This window comes from Hymenobacter ruricola (genome assembly GCF_015694525.1).
GTDB classification, from domain to species: domain Bacteria; phylum Bacteroidota; class Bacteroidia; order Cytophagales; family Hymenobacteraceae; genus Hymenobacter; species Hymenobacter ruricola.
Genome location: NZ_JADQDM010000005.1, coordinates 149,160 through 167,470 on the forward strand (window position 1 = coordinate 149,160; position 18,311 = coordinate 167,470).

At 61.1% G+C, this 18,311-nt stretch carries 17 protein-coding genes; 6 read left to right on the top strand and 11 right to left on the bottom strand.

Translation table 11 applies throughout. The annotated features are described in order from the left end of the window. Positions 1-65: 65 nt before the first annotated feature. From I2H31_RS12140 to I2H31_RS12150, 3 genes are all read right to left on the bottom strand, one after another. A complete protein-coding gene (locus tag I2H31_RS12140) occupies positions 66-2,474 on the bottom strand; it encodes a 3-hydroxyacyl-CoA dehydrogenase/enoyl-CoA hydratase family protein (protein ID WP_196293306.1) in 2,409 nt (802 codons plus the stop codon). 132 nt (positions 2,475-2,606) lie between these two features. After that, positions 2,607-3,086: a MarR family winged helix-turn-helix transcriptional regulator gene (locus tag I2H31_RS12145; protein WP_196293307.1), complete on the bottom strand. Its 480-nt coding sequence runs from the start codon at positions 3,084-3,086 to the stop codon at positions 2,607-2,609. Between the two features lie 212 nt (positions 3,087-3,298). Then, a complete protein-coding gene (locus tag I2H31_RS12150; protein ID WP_196293308.1) occupies positions 3,299-5,080 on the bottom strand; it encodes an AMP-dependent synthetase/ligase in 1,782 nt (593 codons plus the stop codon). Between the two features lie 197 nt (positions 5,081-5,277). Between I2H31_RS12150 and I2H31_RS12155 the strand changes: the two genes are divergently transcribed. The 4 genes from I2H31_RS12155 to I2H31_RS12170 all read left to right on the top strand — a co-directional run bounded on the left by I2H31_RS12155 (position 5,278) and on the right by I2H31_RS12170 (position 8,307). Further along, positions 5,278-6,429 carry a formimidoylglutamase gene (locus I2H31_RS12155; RefSeq protein ID WP_196293309.1) on the top strand — a complete coding sequence of 384 codons (1,152 nt, stop codon included), beginning with the start codon at positions 5,278-5,280 and terminating at the stop codon, positions 6,427-6,429. Positions 6,430-6,569: 140 nt separating this feature from the next. Further along, entirely contained in the window at positions 6,570-6,809 is a 240-nt protein-coding gene (locus I2H31_RS12160) for a cytochrome b5 domain-containing protein (RefSeq protein WP_196293310.1), read from the top strand. A gap of 9 nt (positions 6,810-6,818) precedes the next feature. After that, positions 6,819-7,616 (top strand): N-acetylmuramic acid 6-phosphate etherase, encoded by a 798-nt coding sequence (gene murQ / locus I2H31_RS12165; RefSeq protein WP_196293311.1) that lies wholly within the window; start codon positions 6,819-6,821, stop codon positions 7,614-7,616. 106 nt (positions 7,617-7,722) lie between these two features. Beyond that, the gene (locus I2H31_RS12170) at positions 7,723-8,307 is read left to right on the top strand and encodes a hypothetical protein (protein ID WP_196293312.1); all 585 of its coding nucleotides are present in this window, start codon (positions 7,723-7,725) and stop codon (positions 8,305-8,307) included. Between the two features lie 59 nt (positions 8,308-8,366). On the opposite strand, the gene I2H31_RS12175 is transcribed toward I2H31_RS12170, so the two are convergent. The 3 genes from I2H31_RS12175 to era all read right to left on the bottom strand — a co-directional run bounded on the left by I2H31_RS12175 (position 8,367) and on the right by era (position 11,192). Next, positions 8,367-8,618 carry a hypothetical protein gene (locus I2H31_RS12175; protein ID WP_196293313.1) on the bottom strand — a complete coding sequence of 84 codons (252 nt, stop codon included), beginning with the start codon at positions 8,616-8,618 and terminating at the stop codon, positions 8,367-8,369. A 168-nt stretch (positions 8,619-8,786) separates the two neighbouring features. Continuing rightward, positions 8,787-10,115 carry a ribosome biogenesis GTPase Der gene (der, locus tag I2H31_RS12180; protein WP_196293314.1) on the bottom strand — a complete coding sequence of 443 codons (1,329 nt, stop codon included), beginning with the start codon at positions 10,113-10,115 and terminating at the stop codon, positions 8,787-8,789. Positions 10,116-10,295: 180 nt separating this feature from the next. Then, entirely contained in the window at positions 10,296-11,192 is an 897-nt protein-coding gene (gene era, locus I2H31_RS12185; RefSeq protein WP_196293315.1) for a GTPase Era, read from the bottom strand. A gap of 327 nt (positions 11,193-11,519) precedes the next feature. On the opposite strand from era, the gene I2H31_RS12190 reads away from it, so the two are divergent. Further along, positions 11,520-12,206, top strand: coding sequence for a hypothetical protein (locus I2H31_RS12190; RefSeq protein WP_196293316.1), 687 nt, complete (start codon positions 11,520-11,522; stop codon positions 12,204-12,206). On the opposite strand, the gene I2H31_RS12195 is transcribed toward I2H31_RS12190, so the two are convergent. After that, positions 12,163-13,182, bottom strand: coding sequence for an AraC family transcriptional regulator (locus I2H31_RS12195; protein WP_196293317.1), 1,020 nt, complete (start codon positions 13,180-13,182; stop codon positions 12,163-12,165). The genes I2H31_RS12190 and I2H31_RS12195 overlap by 44 nt on opposite strands. A gap of 174 nt (positions 13,183-13,356) precedes the next feature. On the opposite strand from I2H31_RS12195, the gene hemH reads away from it, so the two are divergent. Beyond that, the gene (gene hemH, locus I2H31_RS12200) at positions 13,357-14,403 is read left to right on the top strand and encodes a ferrochelatase (RefSeq protein WP_196293318.1); all 1,047 of its coding nucleotides are present in this window, start codon (positions 13,357-13,359) and stop codon (positions 14,401-14,403) included. Between the two features lie 160 nt (positions 14,404-14,563). On the opposite strand, the gene I2H31_RS12205 is transcribed toward hemH, so the two are convergent. The 4 genes from I2H31_RS12205 to I2H31_RS12220 form a co-directional block, all read right to left on the bottom strand. Next, the gene (locus I2H31_RS12205; RefSeq protein WP_196293319.1) at positions 14,564-15,016 is read right to left on the bottom strand and encodes a PRC-barrel domain-containing protein; all 453 of its coding nucleotides are present in this window, start codon (positions 15,014-15,016) and stop codon (positions 14,564-14,566) included. A 13-nt stretch (positions 15,017-15,029) separates the two neighbouring features. Beyond that, positions 15,030-15,743: a hypothetical protein gene (locus I2H31_RS12210; RefSeq protein ID WP_196293320.1), complete on the bottom strand. Its 714-nt coding sequence runs from the start codon at positions 15,741-15,743 to the stop codon at positions 15,030-15,032. Between the two features lie 160 nt (positions 15,744-15,903). Next, a complete protein-coding gene (locus I2H31_RS12215) occupies positions 15,904-16,680 on the bottom strand; it encodes a PA2169 family four-helix-bundle protein (protein WP_196293321.1) in 777 nt (258 codons plus the stop codon). 222 nt (positions 16,681-16,902) lie between these two features. Further along, positions 16,903-18,072, bottom strand: a complete 1,170-nt coding sequence (locus I2H31_RS12220) for a cysteine desulfurase family protein (RefSeq protein ID WP_196293322.1) — start codon at positions 18,070-18,072, stop codon at positions 16,903-16,905. Between the last annotated feature and the right edge of the window lie 239 nt (positions 18,073-18,311).

Consider the following 18,311-nt stretch of genomic DNA (forward strand, 5'->3'; position numbering starts at 1 on the left):
TCGTTGAACGACTTCTTTTTTATGATATGAACGTCCGGGCGGGGGCAAGCCCCGCCCCTACTCCGTTAGTTACGCAACGGCTTACCTGTCGTCAAAATCGACTGAATCCGCTCCAGCGTCTTGCGCTCGCCGCACAGCGACAGGAAGGCTTCGCGCTCCAAATCCAGCAGGTACTGCTCGCTCACTTCGGTGGGCGCCGACAGGTCGCCGCCGCACATCACGTAGGCCAGCTTGTCGGCAATGAGCTGGTCGTGAGTGGAGATGTAATTGCCTTGCTGCATGGCGTACACGCCAGTCTTGAACATAGCCAGCGCACCCTTGCCGTGCACCTTGATGTTGGTTTTCTGGGTGGGCTGGGTGTAGCCGGCGTCGGCCAGCTCCAGCGCGGCGGCTTTGGCCTGGGCGATAACGCGGTTCGAGTTCACCACGATTTCGTCGCCCCGGCGCAGGAAGCCCAAGTCCATGGCCTCGGCGGCCGAGGTCGACACTTTGGCCGTGCTGATGGTCATGTAGGTGTTGCGCAGCAGGTTGAATTCGGGCTCGCCTTCTTCGTACTTGGCGGCCGTGCGCAGGGTCATTTCCTTGGTGCCGCCGCCGCCGGGAATCAGGCCCACACCGAACTCCACGAGGCCGATGTAGGACTCGGCCGCGGCCACCACGCGGTCGCAGTGCAGGTTCAGCTCGCAGCCGCCGCCCAGCGTGAGGCTGTGCGGGGCGCCCACCACCGGGATGCTGCTGTAGCGCATCCGCATCATGGCGTTCTGGAACTGCGAAATCATCAGGTTCAGCTCGTCGAACTCCTGCTCCAGGGCCTGCATGTACACAAGGCCCAGGTTGGCGCCGGCCGAGAACTGCGGGGCGTCGTTGCCCACCACGAGGCCGCGGTAGCCTTTTTCGGCCATGTCCACGCCGCGCAACAAGCCTTCGATGACGTCCTGGCCCAGCGCGTTCATCTTGGAATGGAACTCCACGTTAAGGATGCCGTCGCCGAGGTCGACCACCGAGGCGCCGGAGTTTTTCCAGAGCACCTTGCCGCTGGCCCGCAGGTTGTCGAGAATAATAAAATTCTCCACGCCCGGAATGGCCTGGTAGCTCTTGCTTTCAAGGTCGTAGAACTGGCGCGCGCCGCTGGCGTCTACCTTATAAAAGGTCGTGTTGCCAGCGGCCAGCATTTCCTCTATCCACGGCGCCACGTTGCGGCCAGCCGCTTTGGCCAGGTCAGTGCCGGCTTGCAGGCCCAGCGCGTCCCAGGTTTCGAACGGACCCATTTCCCAGCCGAAGCCGGCGCGCAGGGCGTCATCAATCTTGTAGAGTTGGTCGGAAATTTCCGGCACGCGGTTGCTCACGTAGGCAAACAGGCTGCCGAAGCTCAGGCGGTAAAACTCGCCGGCTTTGTCCTTGCCGCCTACCAACACTTTAAATCGGTCAGCCAGCTTGTCGATGCTCTTGGTCATTTCCAAGGTGGCAAACTTCACCTTCTGGCTCGGCTTGTATTCCAGCGTGTTCAAATCCAGCGCGTGGATTTCCGACTTGCCGCCTTCACCCTTCACTTTCTTGTAGAAGCCCTGACCGGTTTTGTCGCCCAGCCATTTGCTCTCGCCCATCTTCTTCACGAAGTCGGGCAGCACGAATACGTCTTTGGCCTCGTCGTTCGGCAGGCCCTGGGCCAGGCCGTTGGCCACGTTGATGGTCGTATCGAGGCCCACCACGTCGGAAGTGCGCAGCGTGGCCGACTTCGCGTGGCCAATTACCGGGCCGGTCAGCTTGTCGGTTTCTTCCACGGTCAGGCCCAGCTTCTGCATGGTCTGCATGGCATCGAGCAGGGCGAACACGCCCACGCGGTTGGCAATAAAGCCGGGCGTGTCCTTGGCTAGCACGACAGTCTTGCCCAAGTACAGGTCGCCGTAGTGCTGCAGGAAATCCAGCACCTCCGCGTCAGTATCCGGCGTCGGAATGATTTCCAACAGCTTCAAATAGCGCGGCGGATTGAAAAAGTGCGTGCCCGCGAAATGCTTCTTGAAATCCTCGGAACGCCCTTCGGCCAGCAGGTGAATCGGAATGCCCGAGGTGTTGCTCGTAATGAGCGTGCCTGGCTTGCGGAACTGCTCCACCCGCTCGTAGAGGCTTTTTTTGATGTCGAGGCGCTCCACCACCACTTCAATGGTCCAGTCGCAGCCGGCAATGTCTTTCAGGTTGTCGTCGAGGTTGCCGGTTTTGATTTTGGCCGCGTCGGCCTTGCGGTAGAGCGGCGACGGGTTGGCCGTGATGGCGGCCTGCAAGGCGGCATTCACAATGCGGTTGCGCACGGCGGGCGCATCCAGCTTCAGGCCTTTTTTCTCTTCATCCGGCAGCAGTTCCTTGGGCGCAATGTCGAGTAGCAGCACCTGCACGCCGATGTTGGCGAAGTGGCAGGCAATGCGCGAGCCCATGACGCCGGAACCGAGCACGGCAACTTTCTTGATGGTTCGTTTCATAAGGTGGTTTTAAACTGTCATTCTGAGCGCAGCGAAGGACCTTATCACGCCCGCCGCGCAAGTGAGTGAGTAATCTGACGAAAGCCGCCGTGATAAGATGCTTCCTTCGCCAGCATGACAATGATTTCGTTTTTACGAAGCGGAGGTTTCCTGCCGCAAAGGTTTCAGCACGAAGTCCTCAAAGAGGGTTTTGCCCTCAATCATGCCCGTAATCTGGGCCGCTACTTTGAAGAAGTTATCCAGCTGGCTCTGCGGGATTTTCTCCCGGATTTTCAGATTGAAGTGGCGCACGGTCTGGCGTGACACCTCTTTTTTCTCCAGGCCCAGCGGCGTGAGGAAGATGCGCACCGAGCGTTTGTCCACCGAGTCGGCCTGCTTGTAGATGAGGCCTTTTTCCTCCATGCTGCGTAAAATGCGCGTCAGGCTGCGGGTTTCGAGGCCGAGCAGCGGCGCAATTTTGGTGGCCGGCGTGCCCTTCTCCTGGTCGATGTTCAGCAGCACGAAGCCGATACTGGTCGTGATGTCGTTCTGGGCCGCCTGGGTGTTGTACATGCGCGAAATCGCGTGCCAGGCCACTTTGATGTTGTAATCGACGGTTTCTTCGGGTTTCATGGGCGGGCGGTAAGTGCGGTAAACTTACGAAAAATTTGTTAGGCTTGCATACTATATCTTTTGTAAAGAGGATGTCTAACGAGACGATGTCGATAAAGCAGAACGTCATGCTGAGCGCAGCCAAAGCATCTTTACCTCATGCAAGAGTTGGTCTCGCGGTAGAGATGTTTCGGCTGCGCTCAGCACGACGTTCTCAATGCAACCAGCGGCCCCTACCGCTTCTCAGCCTGCATATACAGGCTGTCGATGAGGTCCTTATTTTTCTCGGTTATTACCTTGCGCTTCACCTTCATGGTCGGGGTCATTTCGCCGCTTTCCACGCTCCACAGCTCGGGTAGCAGCACGATGCGCTTCACCTGTTCCCACTGCGCGAAGCTTTGGTTGTATTTCTTCACCAAGCCTTCGTACAGGTCCACGACTTGCTCTTTTTTAACGAGTTCCTCATTGGAGCAGTCGCAGTTCACGTTGTTGCGCTTGCACCAGCCTTTGAGGTCGGAGAAAGCCGGGATGACCAGTGCGGAGGGGAATTTCTGGTCGGCGCCCACCACCATGGCCTGCTCGATGAGCGGGTCTTCCTTCAGCTTGCCTTCGATGACCTGCGGGGCGATGTACTTGCCGCCCGAGGTCTTGAACATCTCCTTCTTGCGGTCGGTGATTTTCAAGAACTTGCCGTTCACCAGTTCGCCAATGTCGCCGGTGTGGAACCAGCCTTCCTTGTCGAACACCTCAGCCGTGAGGTCGGGCTTGTTGTAGTAGCCTTTCATCACGGAGGCCGACTTGGTTAGAATCTCGCCGTCCTCGGCAATTTTCACGTCCATGTTGTCGATGAGCGGGCCCACCGTGCCAATCATGTTATTCTCGGGCTCGTAGCCGCCCACGGCGATTACGGGCGAGGTTTCCGTGAGGCCATAGCCTTCCATCACCCGGATGCCGGCGGCCCAGAACACCCGTGCCAGCCGCGGCTGCAAGGCGCCGCCGCCACTCACGATGCAGCGCAGGTTGCCGCCCAGCGCCTCGCGCCACTTGTTGAAAATGATTTTGTTGGCCAGCGCGAGTTGGGTGTTGTAGAGGAAACCCTGGTCTTTTTGGGTGTCGAACTTCAGGCCCAAATCCAGGGCCCAGAAAAACAGGCTTTTCTTGATGCCTTCCTGCTCGTGGCCCTTGGCTACGATTTTGTCATACACCTTCTCCAGCAAGCGGGGCACGGTGGTGAAAATCTGCGGTTTCACCTCGCGCAGGTTGTCGGCGATGACGTCCATGCTTTCGGCGTAGTAGATGCTCACGCTGTTAATCATGTACAGGTAAGTCACCATGCGCTCGAAAATGTGGCAGAGCGGCAGGAAGCTCAGGGCTTTGTCGTTCTTGTTCACCGGCACGAAACGCTGCGAGTTGCGGCAGTTGCTCAGGATGTTGTCGTGCGTGAGCATGACGCCTTTGGGGCTGCCGGTGGTGCCGCTGGTGTAGATGAGCGTGAGCAGGTCGTCGGGCTCCACGGCGGCTTTCAGCGGCTCCAGGTCGGCGGCGTTGCCTTTTTTGCCCATTTCCAGCAGCTCGCTAAAATGGCGGGCGCCGTCGATTTTATCAAACGTGAACACGTTTTCGGCGGGAATGTCAAGGCCCTGGGTGGCTTCTTTTACCTTGTCGAACAGCTTGTGGTCGGCCACGAACACGGCGCGCACGCCGGCATCGGTGAAGATGTATTTGTAGTCTTCAACGGTGATGCTGGGGTACATCGGTACGCTGGTGGCGCCGATTTGGGAGATGCCGAAGTCGGCCAGCATCCACTCGGGGCGGTTCATGCTGATGATGGCCACCTTGTCGCCGCGCTTGAGGCCGAGCGACACGAGGCCGAGGCTGACGAGGTTGGCCTGGTCGAGCAGCTGCTGACTGCTGAGGGGCACCCACTGGCCATCTATTTTGGAGGCCAGGGCGTCCGATTTGGGCGCGTTGGCTACTTGATGCGGGAGGATATCGAAGGCGCGACGAACGTCCATTGGGTGGGATTGACTAATGCAGGCGAATGAAATTCACCTTAAATAAAAAGCTTTTTTCGCGGGCAAGCTACGGCCGTGGAGCACAGGGGCAGCGTTGCGCTTACGGGTAAAAACCAATTGAGCCGCAAAAACGGTCAAAAAACCGCCGGCGCGCCCTTTTCCTGTGTAATTTTGGGCCGCTTGCTTTTCCGCCCCGAATGAACCTGGCCCTGTTTTTTGACCCGCTGCCGGAAACGCTGACCGCCGCCGCGCCCGCGCCCACCACGCTGGCCGCCTACGCCACCCGCTTCACCGAAACGTTTCCGGACTGGCGCGCCGCCGACCTGGCCCTCATCGGGCTGGACGAATGGCGCGGCAGCGCCACCGGCCACCCCAGCCGCCACGGCGCCAACGAGGTGCGCCACCGCTTCTACAGCCTGCAGAAAGGCAGCGGCGCTCTGCGTCTCGTCGACCTGGGCAACCTGCGCCCCGGCCTCACGCTGGAAGACACCTACCAGCGCCTGCGCGAAATCGTAGCCGCCCTGATTGAGGAAAACACGGTGCCCATCCTGCTCGGCGGCAGCCACGACCTCGACTACGGCCAGTTTCTGGCCTACGAAACCCAGAACCGCGCCATCAGCTTCGCCCTGGTCGACTCGCGGCCCGACATGGCCGAGCCCGGCCCCGGCACGCCGCCCGAAGACAGCCACCTGCGCCGCATGCTGGTGCACGAGCCCAATTTCGTATTCAGCCTGGCCCATTTGGGGCACCAGCAGTACCTCACGCCGCCCGAAGTACTGGTGGCGCTGGAGAAAATGCACTTTGAAACCATGAGCGTGGGCGAGGTGCGGGCCGACCGCCGCATGGCCGAGCCGCTGGTGCGCCAGGCCGATTTTATAAGCGTCGACATTGCCGCCATTCGCTGGCAGGACGCGCCGGGCTACTACCCGGCCTACCCGTTTGGCCTCGGCAATGAAGAAGCTACGCAACTGTGCTGGTACGCCGGGCACAACGAGCAGCTCAGTTCCTTCGGCCTCTATGGCTACCGCACCGACCAGGACACCAACGGCATGGCCGCTGCCACGCTGGCCACCATGCTCTGGTATTTTGTGGAGGGCTTCTACCACCGCCGGCCCGAAACCGGCTTCGGCACCTTCCGCTTCCTCACCTACACCGTGGTGCTGCCCGGCAACCCCGACAAGCTGGTGTTCTACAAATCGCGCCGCGCCGACAAGTGGTGGATGGAGGTGGAACGCCTCGGCGACAACGCGGTGAAGCGCGTGGTGCCCTGCACCTATGAAGACTACCTGAACGCCTCACAAGGCGACTTGCCGCAACGCTGGATTCGGCTGCAGGCGCTGCTGAGCTAGTACTGCTGCACTGATAAGGCACCAAAAAAAACGTCATGTCGAGCTTGTCGAGACATCTCGCCTGGGGTAACTAATTAGTGAAAGCACGCGAGATGTCTCGACAAGCTCGACATGACGTTTTTTTGCGCCTCGCTTCGCTTATGAACTCTCTTCCCACGTACACCCGCCGCCAGCTGGCCCTGCGCAACGGCCAGGACCGCGACGAAATCTGGGTGGCGTACCAGGGCCGGATTTACGACGTGAGTCGCTCGCGGCTGTGGCGCCGCGGCAACCACTACGAGCACTGGGCCGGCCAGGACCTCACCGCCGAGCTCGAGAAAGACGCGCCGCACACGGCCAACGTTTTCGATAACTTTCCCGTCATTGGGCTTCTGATTTAACCCCGCTGCATGACCACCGAATCGCCTTCCGAGTACAATAACCTCGAAACCCTCTCCACCGCTGAGCTGCTGGCGGGCATGAACCAGCTCGACCGCACGGTGCCCGAAACGGTGGCCCAAGCCCTGCCCCAGATTGAGCGGCTGGTAGAAGCCATTGTGGCCCGGCTGGGCAATGGCGGGCGCTTATTCTACATCGGTGCGGGCACCAGCGGGCGCCTGGGCGTGGTGGATGCCTCGGAGTGTCCGCCCACGTTTGGCGTGCCGGCCGGGCTGGTGGTGGGCATCATGGCAGGCGGCGACGGCGCCATCCGGCAAGCCGTGGAAGGCGCCGAGGACGATGCCGAACAAGCCTGGACCGACTTGCAGCAACACAACATCAACGCCAACGACGTGCTGGTGGGCATTGCGGCTTCGGGGCGCACGCCCTACGTCATCGGCGGGCTGAACCGGGCGCGCGCCGCGGGCCTGGCCACCGGCTGCGTGGTGTGCAACGCCAATTCCGGCGTGGCGGCCGCCGCCGAGTTTCCGGTGGAAGTGGTGACGGGACCGGAGTTCCTCACGGGCAGCACGCGTCTCAAGGCCGGCACGGCCCAAAAGCTGGTGCTGAACATGCTTACCACGGCCACGTTCATTCGCTTGGGCCGCGTGAAAGGCAATAAAATGGTCGATATGCAGCTTTCCAACGAAAAGCTGGTGCACCGCGGCGAGCAGATGCTGATGGACGAGCTAGGCATCGAAGAAGCCGAAGCGGCGCGGCTGCTGAAGCAGCACGGCAGCGTGCGGGCGGCGCTGGACGCCCGGGCGTAGCTGAAAATACCGCCTGTGCCTCACCCGCTTAGTTTTCCCGCCGAACGATTCGGGCCGTGCGTCGTTTCTAGGAATGAGCAAACCAACCGTTGCTCCCTCTCGCCGCATGCACACCATCGAGCCGCACTACAACTGGATTGACCAGTATTCTGCTTCCGAAGACCCCCGCTCGCCCCTCTTCGAGGCCGAAAACAGCCTGGAAGCCTACACCAACACCATTTACGGGTATTACATCCACCCGCAGTGGGACAGCCTGGGCTCCGACACGCTGTTCTTCAAAATCCTGTTTGCCGATTACGAAGACGGCATTGCCATCCTCGAATTCATTGGCGAGTGGAATGACGCCATCGAGAACGACATCATGGAACTCAAGCGCAACATCATCGATGTGCTGGTGCACGAGGGCATTCGCAAGTTCATTCTGGTGGGCGAAAACGTGTTCAACTTCCACGGTTCCGACGACGAGTACTACGAGGAGTGGTATGAAGACGTGGAGAACGGCTGGATTGCGGGCGTGAACTTCCTAGAGCACGTGCAGCGCGAAATGAAGCAGTACAACGTGGACAACTACATCAACTTCGGTGGGCAGCTCGACGACCTGCCCTGGCGCACCTACGAGCCGCGCCGCTTGTTCGAGGTGGTCGACAACGTGCTGAACCGCCGCCTGGGCGCCCCGGAAACGGAATTGTAATTTCACAAAAAAAGCCCCACCGTTGCCGGTGGGGCTTTTTTAGGCGTTAAGGTCAAGAATTACTTCTTAACTTCTTCGGCGGGGGTTTCGGTAGCCGGAGCCATCTTGTCGGCAGCATCCTCCATTTTGTCGGCTTTGGCATCGGCCGAGTCACGCACGGCGTCAGCCTGGTTTTCCATGGCGTCGGCTTTGGCTTCGCCAGCGTTTTCTACGTTGTCGGCAGCCTGCTCGGTGGCCTCTTCTTTCTTGCTTTCGCAAGCGGTGAACGAGAACGAGGCAGCGGCCAGGGCGAGGAACAATACTTTTTTCATCTTGGGTTGGGGTTAAATGTGGGGTGAGATACGAAGCAACTTCTGAAGCCCTGCACCAGGCAAACCTTCAAATTCGGGGCTTTATACCTCAGCTTTGTTTAGGTAACCCACTCGTTCAAAAATTTGTGAAGAATTTATGAACGAGCTATTTTCCTCAATCTACGGACGCTACTTCTTGCGGAACACAATGCCGATGGGCACGCCCTTGAAGTCGAAATGTTCGCGCATCCGGTTCTCAAGGTAGCGCGTGTAGCTCGGCGTCAGGTACTGCGGCAGGTTGCAGAAGAAGGCAAACACCGGGTTGTGCGTGGGCAGCTGCGTCACGTACTTGATGCGTATCATCTTGCCCTTCACGGCCGGCGGGCCGTACTTCTCAATCTCCTTCAGCATCACGTCGTTCAGCTGCGAAGTCGGGATTTTGCGGCGCTTGTTCTGGTACACTTCAATGGCCGTTTCGATGGCCTTGTGCACCCGCTGCTTGTTCAGCACCGAAATGAAAATGACGGGCGGGTAGGCAATGGGGGCCAGCTTTTCCATGATTTTCGCCTCAAACTCCTTGGCGGTGTTGGTCTGCTTGTCCTCCACCAGGTCCCACTTGTTCACCAAAATGACGATGCCTTTGCGGTTCTTGTCGGCCAGGGTGATGATGTTCACGTCCTGCGCCTCGATGCCGCGGCTGGCGTCGAGCATCACGATGCAGACGTCGGACTCTTCCAAGGCGCGCAGGCTGCGCATGTTGGCGTAAAATTCCACGTCTTCGCTCACCTTGGCTTTGCGGCGCAGGCCGGCCGTGTCCACCAGAATAAACTCGTTGCCGAAGGCATTGTAGCGGGCCGAAATGGAGTCGCGCGTGGTGCCGGCAATGTCCGTCACGATGCTGCGGTCTTCACCCAGCAGCAGGTTTACCAGGCTGGACTTGCCCACGTTGGGGCGGCCCACCACGGCAATGCGCGGGATTTCCGACTCGGGCTCCTCCACGCCGGGGTCTTCAAAATGGCTCACCACGGCATCCAGCAGCTCGCCGGTGCCGTGGCCGTTGGCGCTGCTGATGGCGAAGATTTCGCCGTCGCCGAGGCCGAGCGAGTAGAACTCGCCCACGCCGTTGGCGCGCAGGTTGGTGTCGGCCTTGTTGGCCACCAGGTAAATGGGCTTTTTGCCGATGTAGCGGCGCAGCACGTGCGCAAACTCCTCGTCCAGGCCGTGCACGCCGGCGTCAGCGTCCACCATGAAGAGCACCACGTCGGCTTCTTCAATGGCCAGCTTCACCTGCTTGTTGATTTCGCCCTCGAAAATATCTTCCGAATTGTGCACGTACCCGCCCGTGTCGATGACGGTGAAGTTCTTGCCAATCCAGTCGCCGTAGCCGTAGTGACGGTCGCGGGTCACGCCGCTCTCGTTGTCCATGATGGCCTTGCGCTGGCCCACGAGGCGGTTGAATAGCGTGGATTTGCCCACGTTGGGCCGCCCCACGATGGCGATGGTGTTTTGCTTTGACATGTTGGTTGCCCCAGCCGCCGACCCGACCTAGATTCGGCAGTGCCCGGGGTTATTTAATTATGGATGGCCGGAAATTCTTTTCTGTCATCCTGAGCGCAGCGAAGGACCTTCTCACGTTAGAATGATACGTTCCTCGGTGAGAAGGTCCTTCGCTGCGCTCAGGATGACAGACGCAGTTGTTTATTGATACCCGAACCGGCTCAGCGCTTTCGGGTCGGTGCGCCAGTTCTCGTTCACTTTCACGTGCAGCTCCAGGAACACCTTTTTAAGGAAAAACTTCTCCATTTCCTCGCGCGCCCAGGTGCCTACTTTCTTCAGCGCCTCGCCGCCCTGGCCGATGATGATGCCTTTCTGCGAGCTACGCTCCACGTAAATAATGCCGCGGATGCGGATGATGGTTTCTTCCTCCTTAAACTCCTCGATGACCACTTCGCAGCTGTAGGGAATCTCCTTTTTGTAGAGCTTGAAGATTTTCTCGCGCACCATTTCGGCGGCGAAGAAGCGCTCGGGCTTGTCGGTTAGCTCGTCTTTGGGGTAGTAGGGCGGGTGCAGAGGCAGGCGGTCGAGCACGAGGCGCAGCACGTTGTCGGTGCCGAAGGCATTGAGAGCCGAGATAGGCAGCACCTCGGTGGCGTTGGGCAGCTGCTCTTTCCAGTAGGCCAGCTTGGCTTCCACGTCGGCCTGCTCGGCCTGGTCAATTTTATTGACCAGCAGGATGATGGGCGTATCTACCATTTTGCGCAGGCGCTCTACTACGGGTTCCTCGTCGTGCTTTTCGTAGATGTCCGTCACGAAAAGGACCACGTCGGCGTCTTCCAGCGACGAGTACACGAACGACATCATGGCGTTGTGCAGCTCGTACTTGGGCTGGATGATGCCGGGCGTGTCGGAATAAATCAGCTGAAAATCCTCGCCGTTGAGGATGCCCAGGATGCGGTGGCGCGTGGTCTGGGCCTTGCTCGTGACGATGCTCAGCCGCTCGCCCACCAGCGCGTTCATCAGCGTGGACTTGCCCACGTTGGGCTTGCCAATGATGCTCACAAAGCCGGCGCGGTGGGGTTTGGGTTCGGGGTTCACGAGGGATGGGTTTGATAATCAGGGCCGCAAAGGTACGGCCTTCGGAGCGGAAAAGCTACGGTGGCCCTGAAGTAGCCGCACCGAACGTCGTGCCCAGCGCAGCCGAGGTATTTCTCCTGAGGTAGTAATTCAAGGACCAGAAAGAGAATTGGTGGTGGCCTGCGAGATGCTTCGACAAGCTTAGCCTAACGTTCCCGTTTGCTCATTAAAGCCGAAGATTTTCGCTTTTGGTCAATTCGATTTGCGGAAAGCGTCAGCAAGCGCCTTTGGGTGGGGTCGGACCTTTGTCTTGTTCTCCAACTCATCCACCTTCAACCCCGCAATTGTATGTTTCTCGGACATTTCGGCGTCGCCTTCGGCGCCAAGACGCAACAGCCCCGCGTGTCGCTGGGCACTCTGTTTCTGGCCGCGCAGCTGGCCGATTTGGTGTGGCCCACGCTGCTGCTGCTGGGCGTGGAGCGCGTGAACATCGTGCCGCACGCCACGGCGGCCAATGCGCTGGACTTCGTGCACTATCCGTTCACGCACAGCTTGCTGGCCGAGCTGGTGGGCGGCCTGCTGTTGGGCCTGATTTATTGGGTGGTGCGGCGCAATGTGCCGGGCGCGGTGCTGGTAGGCCTGCTGGTGCCCAGCCACTGGCTGCTCGACTTGGTGGTGCACCAACCCGACTTGCCGCTGTATCCCGGGCACTCGCCGCTGCTGGGGCTGGGGCTATGGAATCATCTGGCCCTTACGCAGGTGGTCGAATTTGCGCTGCTGGGGCTGGGGCTGGGGCTGTATGTGCGGCGCACGCGGGCCCGCAACGGCGTGGGGCGCTACGGCCTGCTGGGGCTGGTGGCTTTTCTGGTGGTGTCGCACCTGGCCAGCATCTTCAGCCCGCCGCCGACTTCGGTCGCCTTCATTGGCTGGGGCGCGCAACTCATGTGGCTGACGGTGCTGCTGGGTTATTGGGTCGACCGCAACCGGGAAGCTACCGCCGAAACGCGCCCGGCGTCTGCCCCGTCCATTTCTTAAAGGAGCGGACGAACACGCTCGGCTCGGAAAAGCCCAGCAGAAAGGCCACGTCGGTGATGCTGAGGTGAGGCTCGCGCAGGTGGCGCTGGGCCAAGTCGTTCCGCACGGCATCGAGCAGTTGCTGGTAGGTGTGGCCGGCTTCTTTCAGCTTGAGCTGGAGCGTACGCACGCCCAGGTGCAGGCAGTCGGCCACGGCGGCTAGGGTGGGCGCTTCGCCTTTCAGCAGGCGCACAATTTCGGCGCGCACCCGCTCGGCCAACGTTAGCGGCTGCTGGGTGGGCAGCTGGGCCAGCAGGGCCGCCGCGTGCTGCTCGAATAGCGGAAACAGCGCCGGGTTGGCGTGCGGGATGGGCAGCGCCAGCGTGGCCGCATCAAAGGCAACCTGCGTGAATGGCGCATCGAACACCAGATTAGTCGTCCCGAGGGTTTGCTCGTGTTCCCGGATATCGGCAGGACGTGGGTAAGCCAGGCGCACGGCTTTGGGCACCACAGGCTGCCCGGTGAGCGTGGCAAAGGCGGCCAGGTAAATCGACAGCTCCGAATTCAGCACGTAGCGCGGGTGCACGATGGCGGGGCTGGTCAGCTCCAGGTTCAGCCAGATGCCGCCGGGCCACTCGGCGGCGGGCGTCTGAAAGGTGCGCACGCCCTGGCAGGCAATGTCCTGGTAGCGGCAGAGCTGCGTGATGGCGGCCCCCGCCGTGGGTGCGTGCATCAGCACATAGGCCAGCGTGCCGGCCGTGGCAAAGTTGATGTGGCCGCCGATGTGCAGGTCGAAATACGGGTCGTGGGTGGCGGCCATCACCAGCGGCCAGAGGCGCTGAATGGTGGCAATGGGCACGCGGGCATCGGGCCCAGCCGTGGCGGCGGGGTCGAAGCCGATGGCTTGGCTGAGGGCGGGCACGTCGGCGCCGTGCTGGCCGGCCACCCACAGCAGCAGGTTCAGAGAGGAGGCGGCGAGGGTATCGGGCGGCGTCATGGGTTGGGCGGCAAATCCGGGCGCAATTACGGCTTCGGCTCCGAACCAAGACTGCCACTGGCTGTTTGCAGAGCAAGCGCCTGTAGCGTGGACTCTGCGAGTCCGCGCGTTGCGAGAACGTCCGCCCAGGCGCGGACCCGAAGAGTCCACGCTACAGTTCCGAACTTTGCCTTAATGAATTCCCCTGCTACTTCTTCGCGCCGCATCGGCGTCCTCCTCGTCAACCTCGGCACGCCCGACTCGCCCAGCACGCCCGACGTGCGCCGCTACCTGAACGAATTTCTCACCGACGGCCGCGTGATTGACATGCCGGCCGCCGTGCGCTACCCGCTTTTTCAGGGCCTCGTGGTGCCGTTGCGGGCCCCGAAATCGGCCAAAATCTACCAGCAGCTCTGGGACACCGAACGGGGCTCGCCCCTACTTTTCCACGGGCTCGATTTGCAGGCCCGACTAAAGGACGCGCTGGGCCCGGAGTACGTGGTGGCCTTCGGGATGCGCTATCAGAAACCCAGTATTGAGAAGGCGCTGGAGGAGCTGCGCGACGCGGCCGTGGACCGCATCATCGTGCTGCCGCTGTTTCCGCAGTACGCGGCAGCCAGCACGGGCTCGGTGCAGGAGAAAGTGATGGACATCGTGAAGGACTGGTGGGTGGTGCCCAGCATCAGCTTCATCAGCACCTTTGCCGACGACGAGGGCTTTATCAGCAGCTTTGCGGCGCGGGGCAAGGCCGAGATGGCCCGGCATGACTACGACCACATCGTGTTCAGCTACCACGGCATTCCGGAGCGGCACGTGCTCAAGGGCAGCTTCAAGGGCTACTGCAAGCTGGGCACCTGCTGCGCTAGCTACAACAAGAACAACCGCTACTGCTACCGGGCGCAATGTTTTGCCACCTCGCGCCTGCTGGCCAAAGCCCTGGGCCTGCGCGACGACCAATACACCGTCACGTTCCAGAGCCGCCTGCAAAGCCGCCTGCGCGACCCCTGGCTCCAGCCCTACACCGACGAAGTCATTAAGGAATTCCCCGCCAAAGGCATCCACAATGTGCTGGCGTTCAGTCCCGCCTTCGTAGCCGATTGCCTGGAAACCACCATCGAAGTGGGCGAGGAATTCAAGGAGTTGTTCGAGGCCGCCGGCGGCAAGCACTGGCAGTTGGTGCCGTCGCTGAACTCAGAACCCATCTGGGTGGAAGCCGTCGCCGACATGATTCGGCGGAATTAGCACTTGGGCGAATAAGGCGAGTGGCACTAATCAAGCCCGTCATGCCGAGCGCAGCGAAGCATCTTTACTGCGCAACTAATCCTGCTATTTGGAATTACTTACGCGGTAAAGATGCTTCGCTGCGCTCTGCATGACGTTCTACTAGCTTCGCGGGGCTGCCCTACGAAGCCTTGCGGCGGCTGTAGAAGCTCTCGTCGCTGAAAGATTCCTGCTCGTAGAAGCGGGGGTTATTGGCCGCCGGCTCCTGGCCCAGGGCGCGCAGCATGGCTTCTTCGTACTCGCGGGTTATCTGAATTTCGATGTAGGGCGGGTAGTTCAGCACCGACTCGGCGTTGAGGGCGGGCACGAAGACGTTGTCGTCATCGGCATCAATGGCGGCGACGCCAATGGGCAACAGGATGTGGTTTTCGTGCTCGTTGATGTGGAAGCGCGAGTCCAGCTCCACGTCGAGGTAGCGCACTTTCAGGGCTTCGGGCTCCACTATCAGCTCGTGCACGGTGCCCAGGGCCTGGCCGTCGGCGCCGCGCACGGTCCAGCCGCGCACGTCGGGGTTGTCGTCGGCCACTTCAAAATCGGTTAAGTCGCGCAGGCGGCGCAGCACGGGAGTTTCCATAGCTCGGATTTATTTAATTCAACGAAGTGGAGGCCGGCTCGCTGAGCACCTGCACGGCCGCGGCGGCTTGGGTCAGAAACCGTTTGTTTTGCTGCTGGTCGGCGGCGGTGGCGCTGCGGCCCGAGAGCTGGTCGGCCAGCTGCGTCAGCTCGTTGGCCTGGCTTTCCAGGTTGGGGTAGGCCTTCTGCTGCATGGCCCGAATGAGGCTGGCCGCCGCCACAAATCCGGGCCGCAGGCTGATGTTGGGCTCGCCCAGCCGGCTGGTGGCGCTGGTGAGGTTGTCGCGCTGCTCCGCGATGGCGGCGTCGCGCAGGTCGTCGCGGTCGGTGAGCGAGACGAGGACGCCGGTCAGCTTTTGCAGGCCGTTGCGGGCGTAGTCGGGCGCGGCCGGGTTGGAAGCGGCCTGGGCGGCCAGCGAGGCGGCGGTTTCGGTGCTGGCGGCGTCGGCGTCGGGGGTGCCGCCGGGGCCGGCGGGGTTGTGCGACTGGCCGAAGGTGCGCGCGGCGGTGTCCGAACCCAGCGGCTGCCGGGGCAGGGTGTCGGCCGCCGTGGTGCTCACGGCGGTGTCGGCGGCGGCCCCGGCGGCGCTGGCCGGCGGCGTGGGCTCGTCGGCGGGGTCGGGGCGCAGGAAGAAGTATGCAGCCACCGCCAGCGCTACCGCGGCCAGCAGCACCAGCAGCCAGGGGCTCGGCGAGGCCTTTTTGCGTTGAATGTTGATATCAGCCATGCTGAAGCAGAAAATAAAAATCTCCCTCCCTGTACGCTAATGTACCGGAGCGGTTTTTTCCGGCTGCCCCGGCCGCTTGGCTGGCGCGTCTATGCTCCACAAAAAAATCCGGCCGCGCAACGCACGGCCGGATTTCACATACTCGCAAGTTGGACGCCGCTTACCGGTTGCCGGTGTCCATGCGCTTCAGGTCGTTGTAGGTTTTCTTCGACTGCGCGAACTGGTGCTCCACGGCTCGGCGGATGGGGCCGGTGAGCGTGTTGCTGTCCAGGGCATCTTCGTAAGCTTTGATGGCCCACTCCTCGCCGTAGATGTTCGAGCCAATGATGGACTTCTCGTCGCGGCCCGTCACGGCGGCTTTGGCATCCATGAAGGCGCGGTAGAGCTTGCCTTTGAGCGTGGTACTGTTTTGGCGGCCCCGGCCTTCCTGGTCGAGGTAGGCATTCAGCTGGTTGGCGAACTGCTGGCTCTGGCTCACCAGCTGCAGGTAGAAGCTGCGGTGCTGACCGTCCTGGCTTTCGTCGGCGGCGCGGCGGTAGCCCTCGATGCGGTCATTCACGAAGTACAGCAGCTCGTTGACGGTGGTGGCCTGGGCGCGCTTGCCTTTGCCACGGCGCGCCAAGTAGGTGGCCCCGGCTACGAGCAGGGCGCCGCCCACTACTTTTTGGGTCGTGCTCAGCTTATTAAAGCCGGTGGTGGCGCTGGTGCCCACGTTCTTCAGCGAAGCCGGCACCTTGTTCAGCAATTCCTTGGCGTTGCCGTCTTTGAGCCACTGCTGGGCTTTATCCAGCAAAGGCTGGGCTTTGGCCAGCAAATCGCCGGCGGCACTGCCGCCGCTGGCGTTGGTATCGGCCGTGCCGTTGGGCGTGGCGTTGTCGTTTCCGTCGTTGATGGCAGAAGTCGGGGTGGCTTCGGGGGAGGTGGTCGTTGGGTCCATTAGTATTGGCGCTTGAAAACAGGAAGTTGATAAAATCAGTCCTTCCTACGCCCAAACGTGCCCGGGCGTTAGACCGGGCCAGTCTTTTGCCCCCCTCCTAAGCCCAACGCTTCCCTCGAATAACCTCGTCCCGGCACCCAGTTCAACTTATTGATGCCGAGTTTAGGGCAGCATTAAATTAAGCGTCGGCCAGAAACTGTATTTAAACCCGATAAATTTCCCCTACACCGCCACTTGGCGGTAGAGCTTGGCCAGCGCCTCCACGGCGTAGTCCACCTCGGCTGCGGTGTTCATTTTGCTCATCGAGAAGCGCACGGTGGCGCGGTCGGGGTCGCAGCCCAAGGCTTCCAGCACGTGCGAACCGGCCTGCGCCCCGCTGGTACAGGCCGAACCGCCCGACGCCGCCACCTTACTGATGTCCAGGTTAAACAGCAGCATTTCGCTGATGGCCGACGGCGGCAAGCTCACGCTCAGCACCGTGTAGAGGCTTTGGTTGGCGTGCTCGGAGAGGCCGTTGAACTGCACGTCGTCAATCTCGGCCCGCAGCTTTTCGATGAAGCGGGTTTTCAGGCCCTGCACGTGGGCCTGGTGGTCGGCCAGGTCGCGCACCGCAATTTCCAGCGCCTTGGCCAGGCCCACGATGCCGTACACATTCTCGGTGCCGGAGCGCACGTTGCGCTCCTGCGAGCCGCCGTGGATGAGCGGGCTCACCCGCAGGCCGCTGCGCGTGTAAATGAAGCCCACGCCCTTCGGCCCGTGAAACTTGTGGGCCGAACCCACCAGGAAGTGGTTTTTCAGCTGCTGCACGTCGTGCCGGTAGTGCCCCATGGTCTGCACCGTGTCGGTGTGGAACACGGCATCGTAGCGGGCACAAATTTCGCCGATAGCCTCAATATCGTTCAGGTTGCCAATCTCGTTGTTGGCGTGCATCAAACTCACGAAGGTGCGCGACTGCCCGGCCAGCAGCTCTTCCAGATGGCCCAAATCCAAGGCCCCCTGGGCGTCGTGCTTCAGGTAGTGCAGCTCGATTTCGCCCGTCTTGGCCAGCGCTTGCAGCGGGTGCAGCACGGCGTGATGCTCCAACTTGGAGGTGATGGCGTGCTTCAGCCCCAGCGTGCGAATGCTGCCAAAGGCGGCGTAGTTGTCGGCCTCGGTGCCGCCGCTGGTGAAAATGATTTCGGCCGGCGCGGCGTTCAGCAGGTGGGCCACCGTCTTGCGGGCGTTCTCGATGGCGGCGCGCACCTGCCGGCCGGGGCCGTGCAGGCTGCTCGGGTTGCCGTAGTGGTGCTGCAGGAAGGGCAGCATGGCCTCCAGCACCTCCGGGTCGAGGGGCGTGGTGGCGGCGTTGTCGAAGTAAACGAAGGCGGGGGCGGGGGGGGTGGTGAGGGCCATGCCGCAAAGGTAAAACGCAGACGCGAGGGCGGCTCCGGAGGCACCCACAACCTCGCAAGGGTCTTTTGCACGCACAAAACAGCTTAGCAAAGCTTCGCTACCCTGTTTTATTCACGCAAAAATGCCTTGCGAAGCTTCGCAAGGCATTTTTGTTGGTTCCAGAGTGGCTTGCGAAGCTTCGCAAACCGGTTTTGTGTGCGCAAAAGACCCTTGCGAAGCCTTTACAAGCTTTTTGCTGC

What these genes read in the sequence shown, in the direction of transcription:
- I2H31_RS12195 (WP_196293317.1), bottom strand. Translation starts at nt 13,182, where the DNA reads ATGACGCCGCCCGATACCCTCGCCGCCTCCTCTCTGAACCTGCTGCTG.
- der (WP_196293314.1), bottom strand. Translation starts at nt 10,115, where the DNA reads ATGTCAAAGCAAAACACCATCGCCATCGTGGGGCGGCCCAACGTGGGC.
- I2H31_RS12175 (WP_196293313.1), bottom strand. Translation starts at nt 8,618, where the DNA reads ATGAAAAAAGTATTGTTCCTCGCCCTGGCCGCTGCCTCGTTCTCGTTC.
- I2H31_RS12150 (WP_196293308.1), bottom strand. Translation starts at nt 5,080, where the DNA reads ATGGACGTTCGTCGCGCCTTCGATATCCTCCCGCATCAAGTAGCCAAC.
- I2H31_RS12140 (WP_196293306.1), bottom strand. Translation starts at nt 2,474, where the DNA reads ATGAAACGAACCATCAAGAAAGTTGCCGTGCTCGGTTCCGGCGTCATG.
- I2H31_RS12170 (WP_196293312.1), top strand. Translation starts at nt 7,723, where the DNA reads ATGCACACCATCGAGCCGCACTACAACTGGATTGACCAGTATTCTGCT.
- I2H31_RS12145 (WP_196293307.1), bottom strand. Translation starts at nt 3,086, where the DNA reads ATGAAACCCGAAGAAACCGTCGATTACAACATCAAAGTGGCCTGGCAC.
- I2H31_RS12160 (WP_196293310.1), top strand. Translation starts at nt 6,570, where the DNA reads ATGAACTCTCTTCCCACGTACACCCGCCGCCAGCTGGCCCTGCGCAAC.
- hemH (WP_196293318.1), top strand. Translation starts at nt 13,357, where the DNA reads ATGAATTCCCCTGCTACTTCTTCGCGCCGCATCGGCGTCCTCCTCGTC.
- I2H31_RS12205 (WP_196293319.1), bottom strand. Translation starts at nt 15,016, where the DNA reads ATGGAAACTCCCGTGCTGCGCCGCCTGCGCGACTTAACCGATTTTGAA.
- I2H31_RS12155 (WP_196293309.1), top strand. Translation starts at nt 5,278, where the DNA reads ATGAACCTGGCCCTGTTTTTTGACCCGCTGCCGGAAACGCTGACCGCC.
- I2H31_RS12220 (WP_196293322.1), bottom strand. Translation starts at nt 18,072, where the DNA reads ATGGCCCTCACCACCCCCCCCGCCCCCGCCTTCGTTTACTTCGACAAC.
- I2H31_RS12210 (WP_196293320.1), bottom strand. Translation starts at nt 15,743, where the DNA reads ATGGCTGATATCAACATTCAACGCAAAAAGGCCTCGCCGAGCCCCTGG.
- I2H31_RS12190 (WP_196293316.1), top strand. Translation starts at nt 11,520, where the DNA reads ATGTTTCTCGGACATTTCGGCGTCGCCTTCGGCGCCAAGACGCAACAG.
- I2H31_RS12215 (WP_196293321.1), bottom strand. Translation starts at nt 16,680, where the DNA reads ATGGACCCAACGACCACCTCCCCCGAAGCCACCCCGACTTCTGCCATC.
- murQ (WP_196293311.1), top strand. Translation starts at nt 6,819, where the DNA reads ATGACCACCGAATCGCCTTCCGAGTACAATAACCTCGAAACCCTCTCC.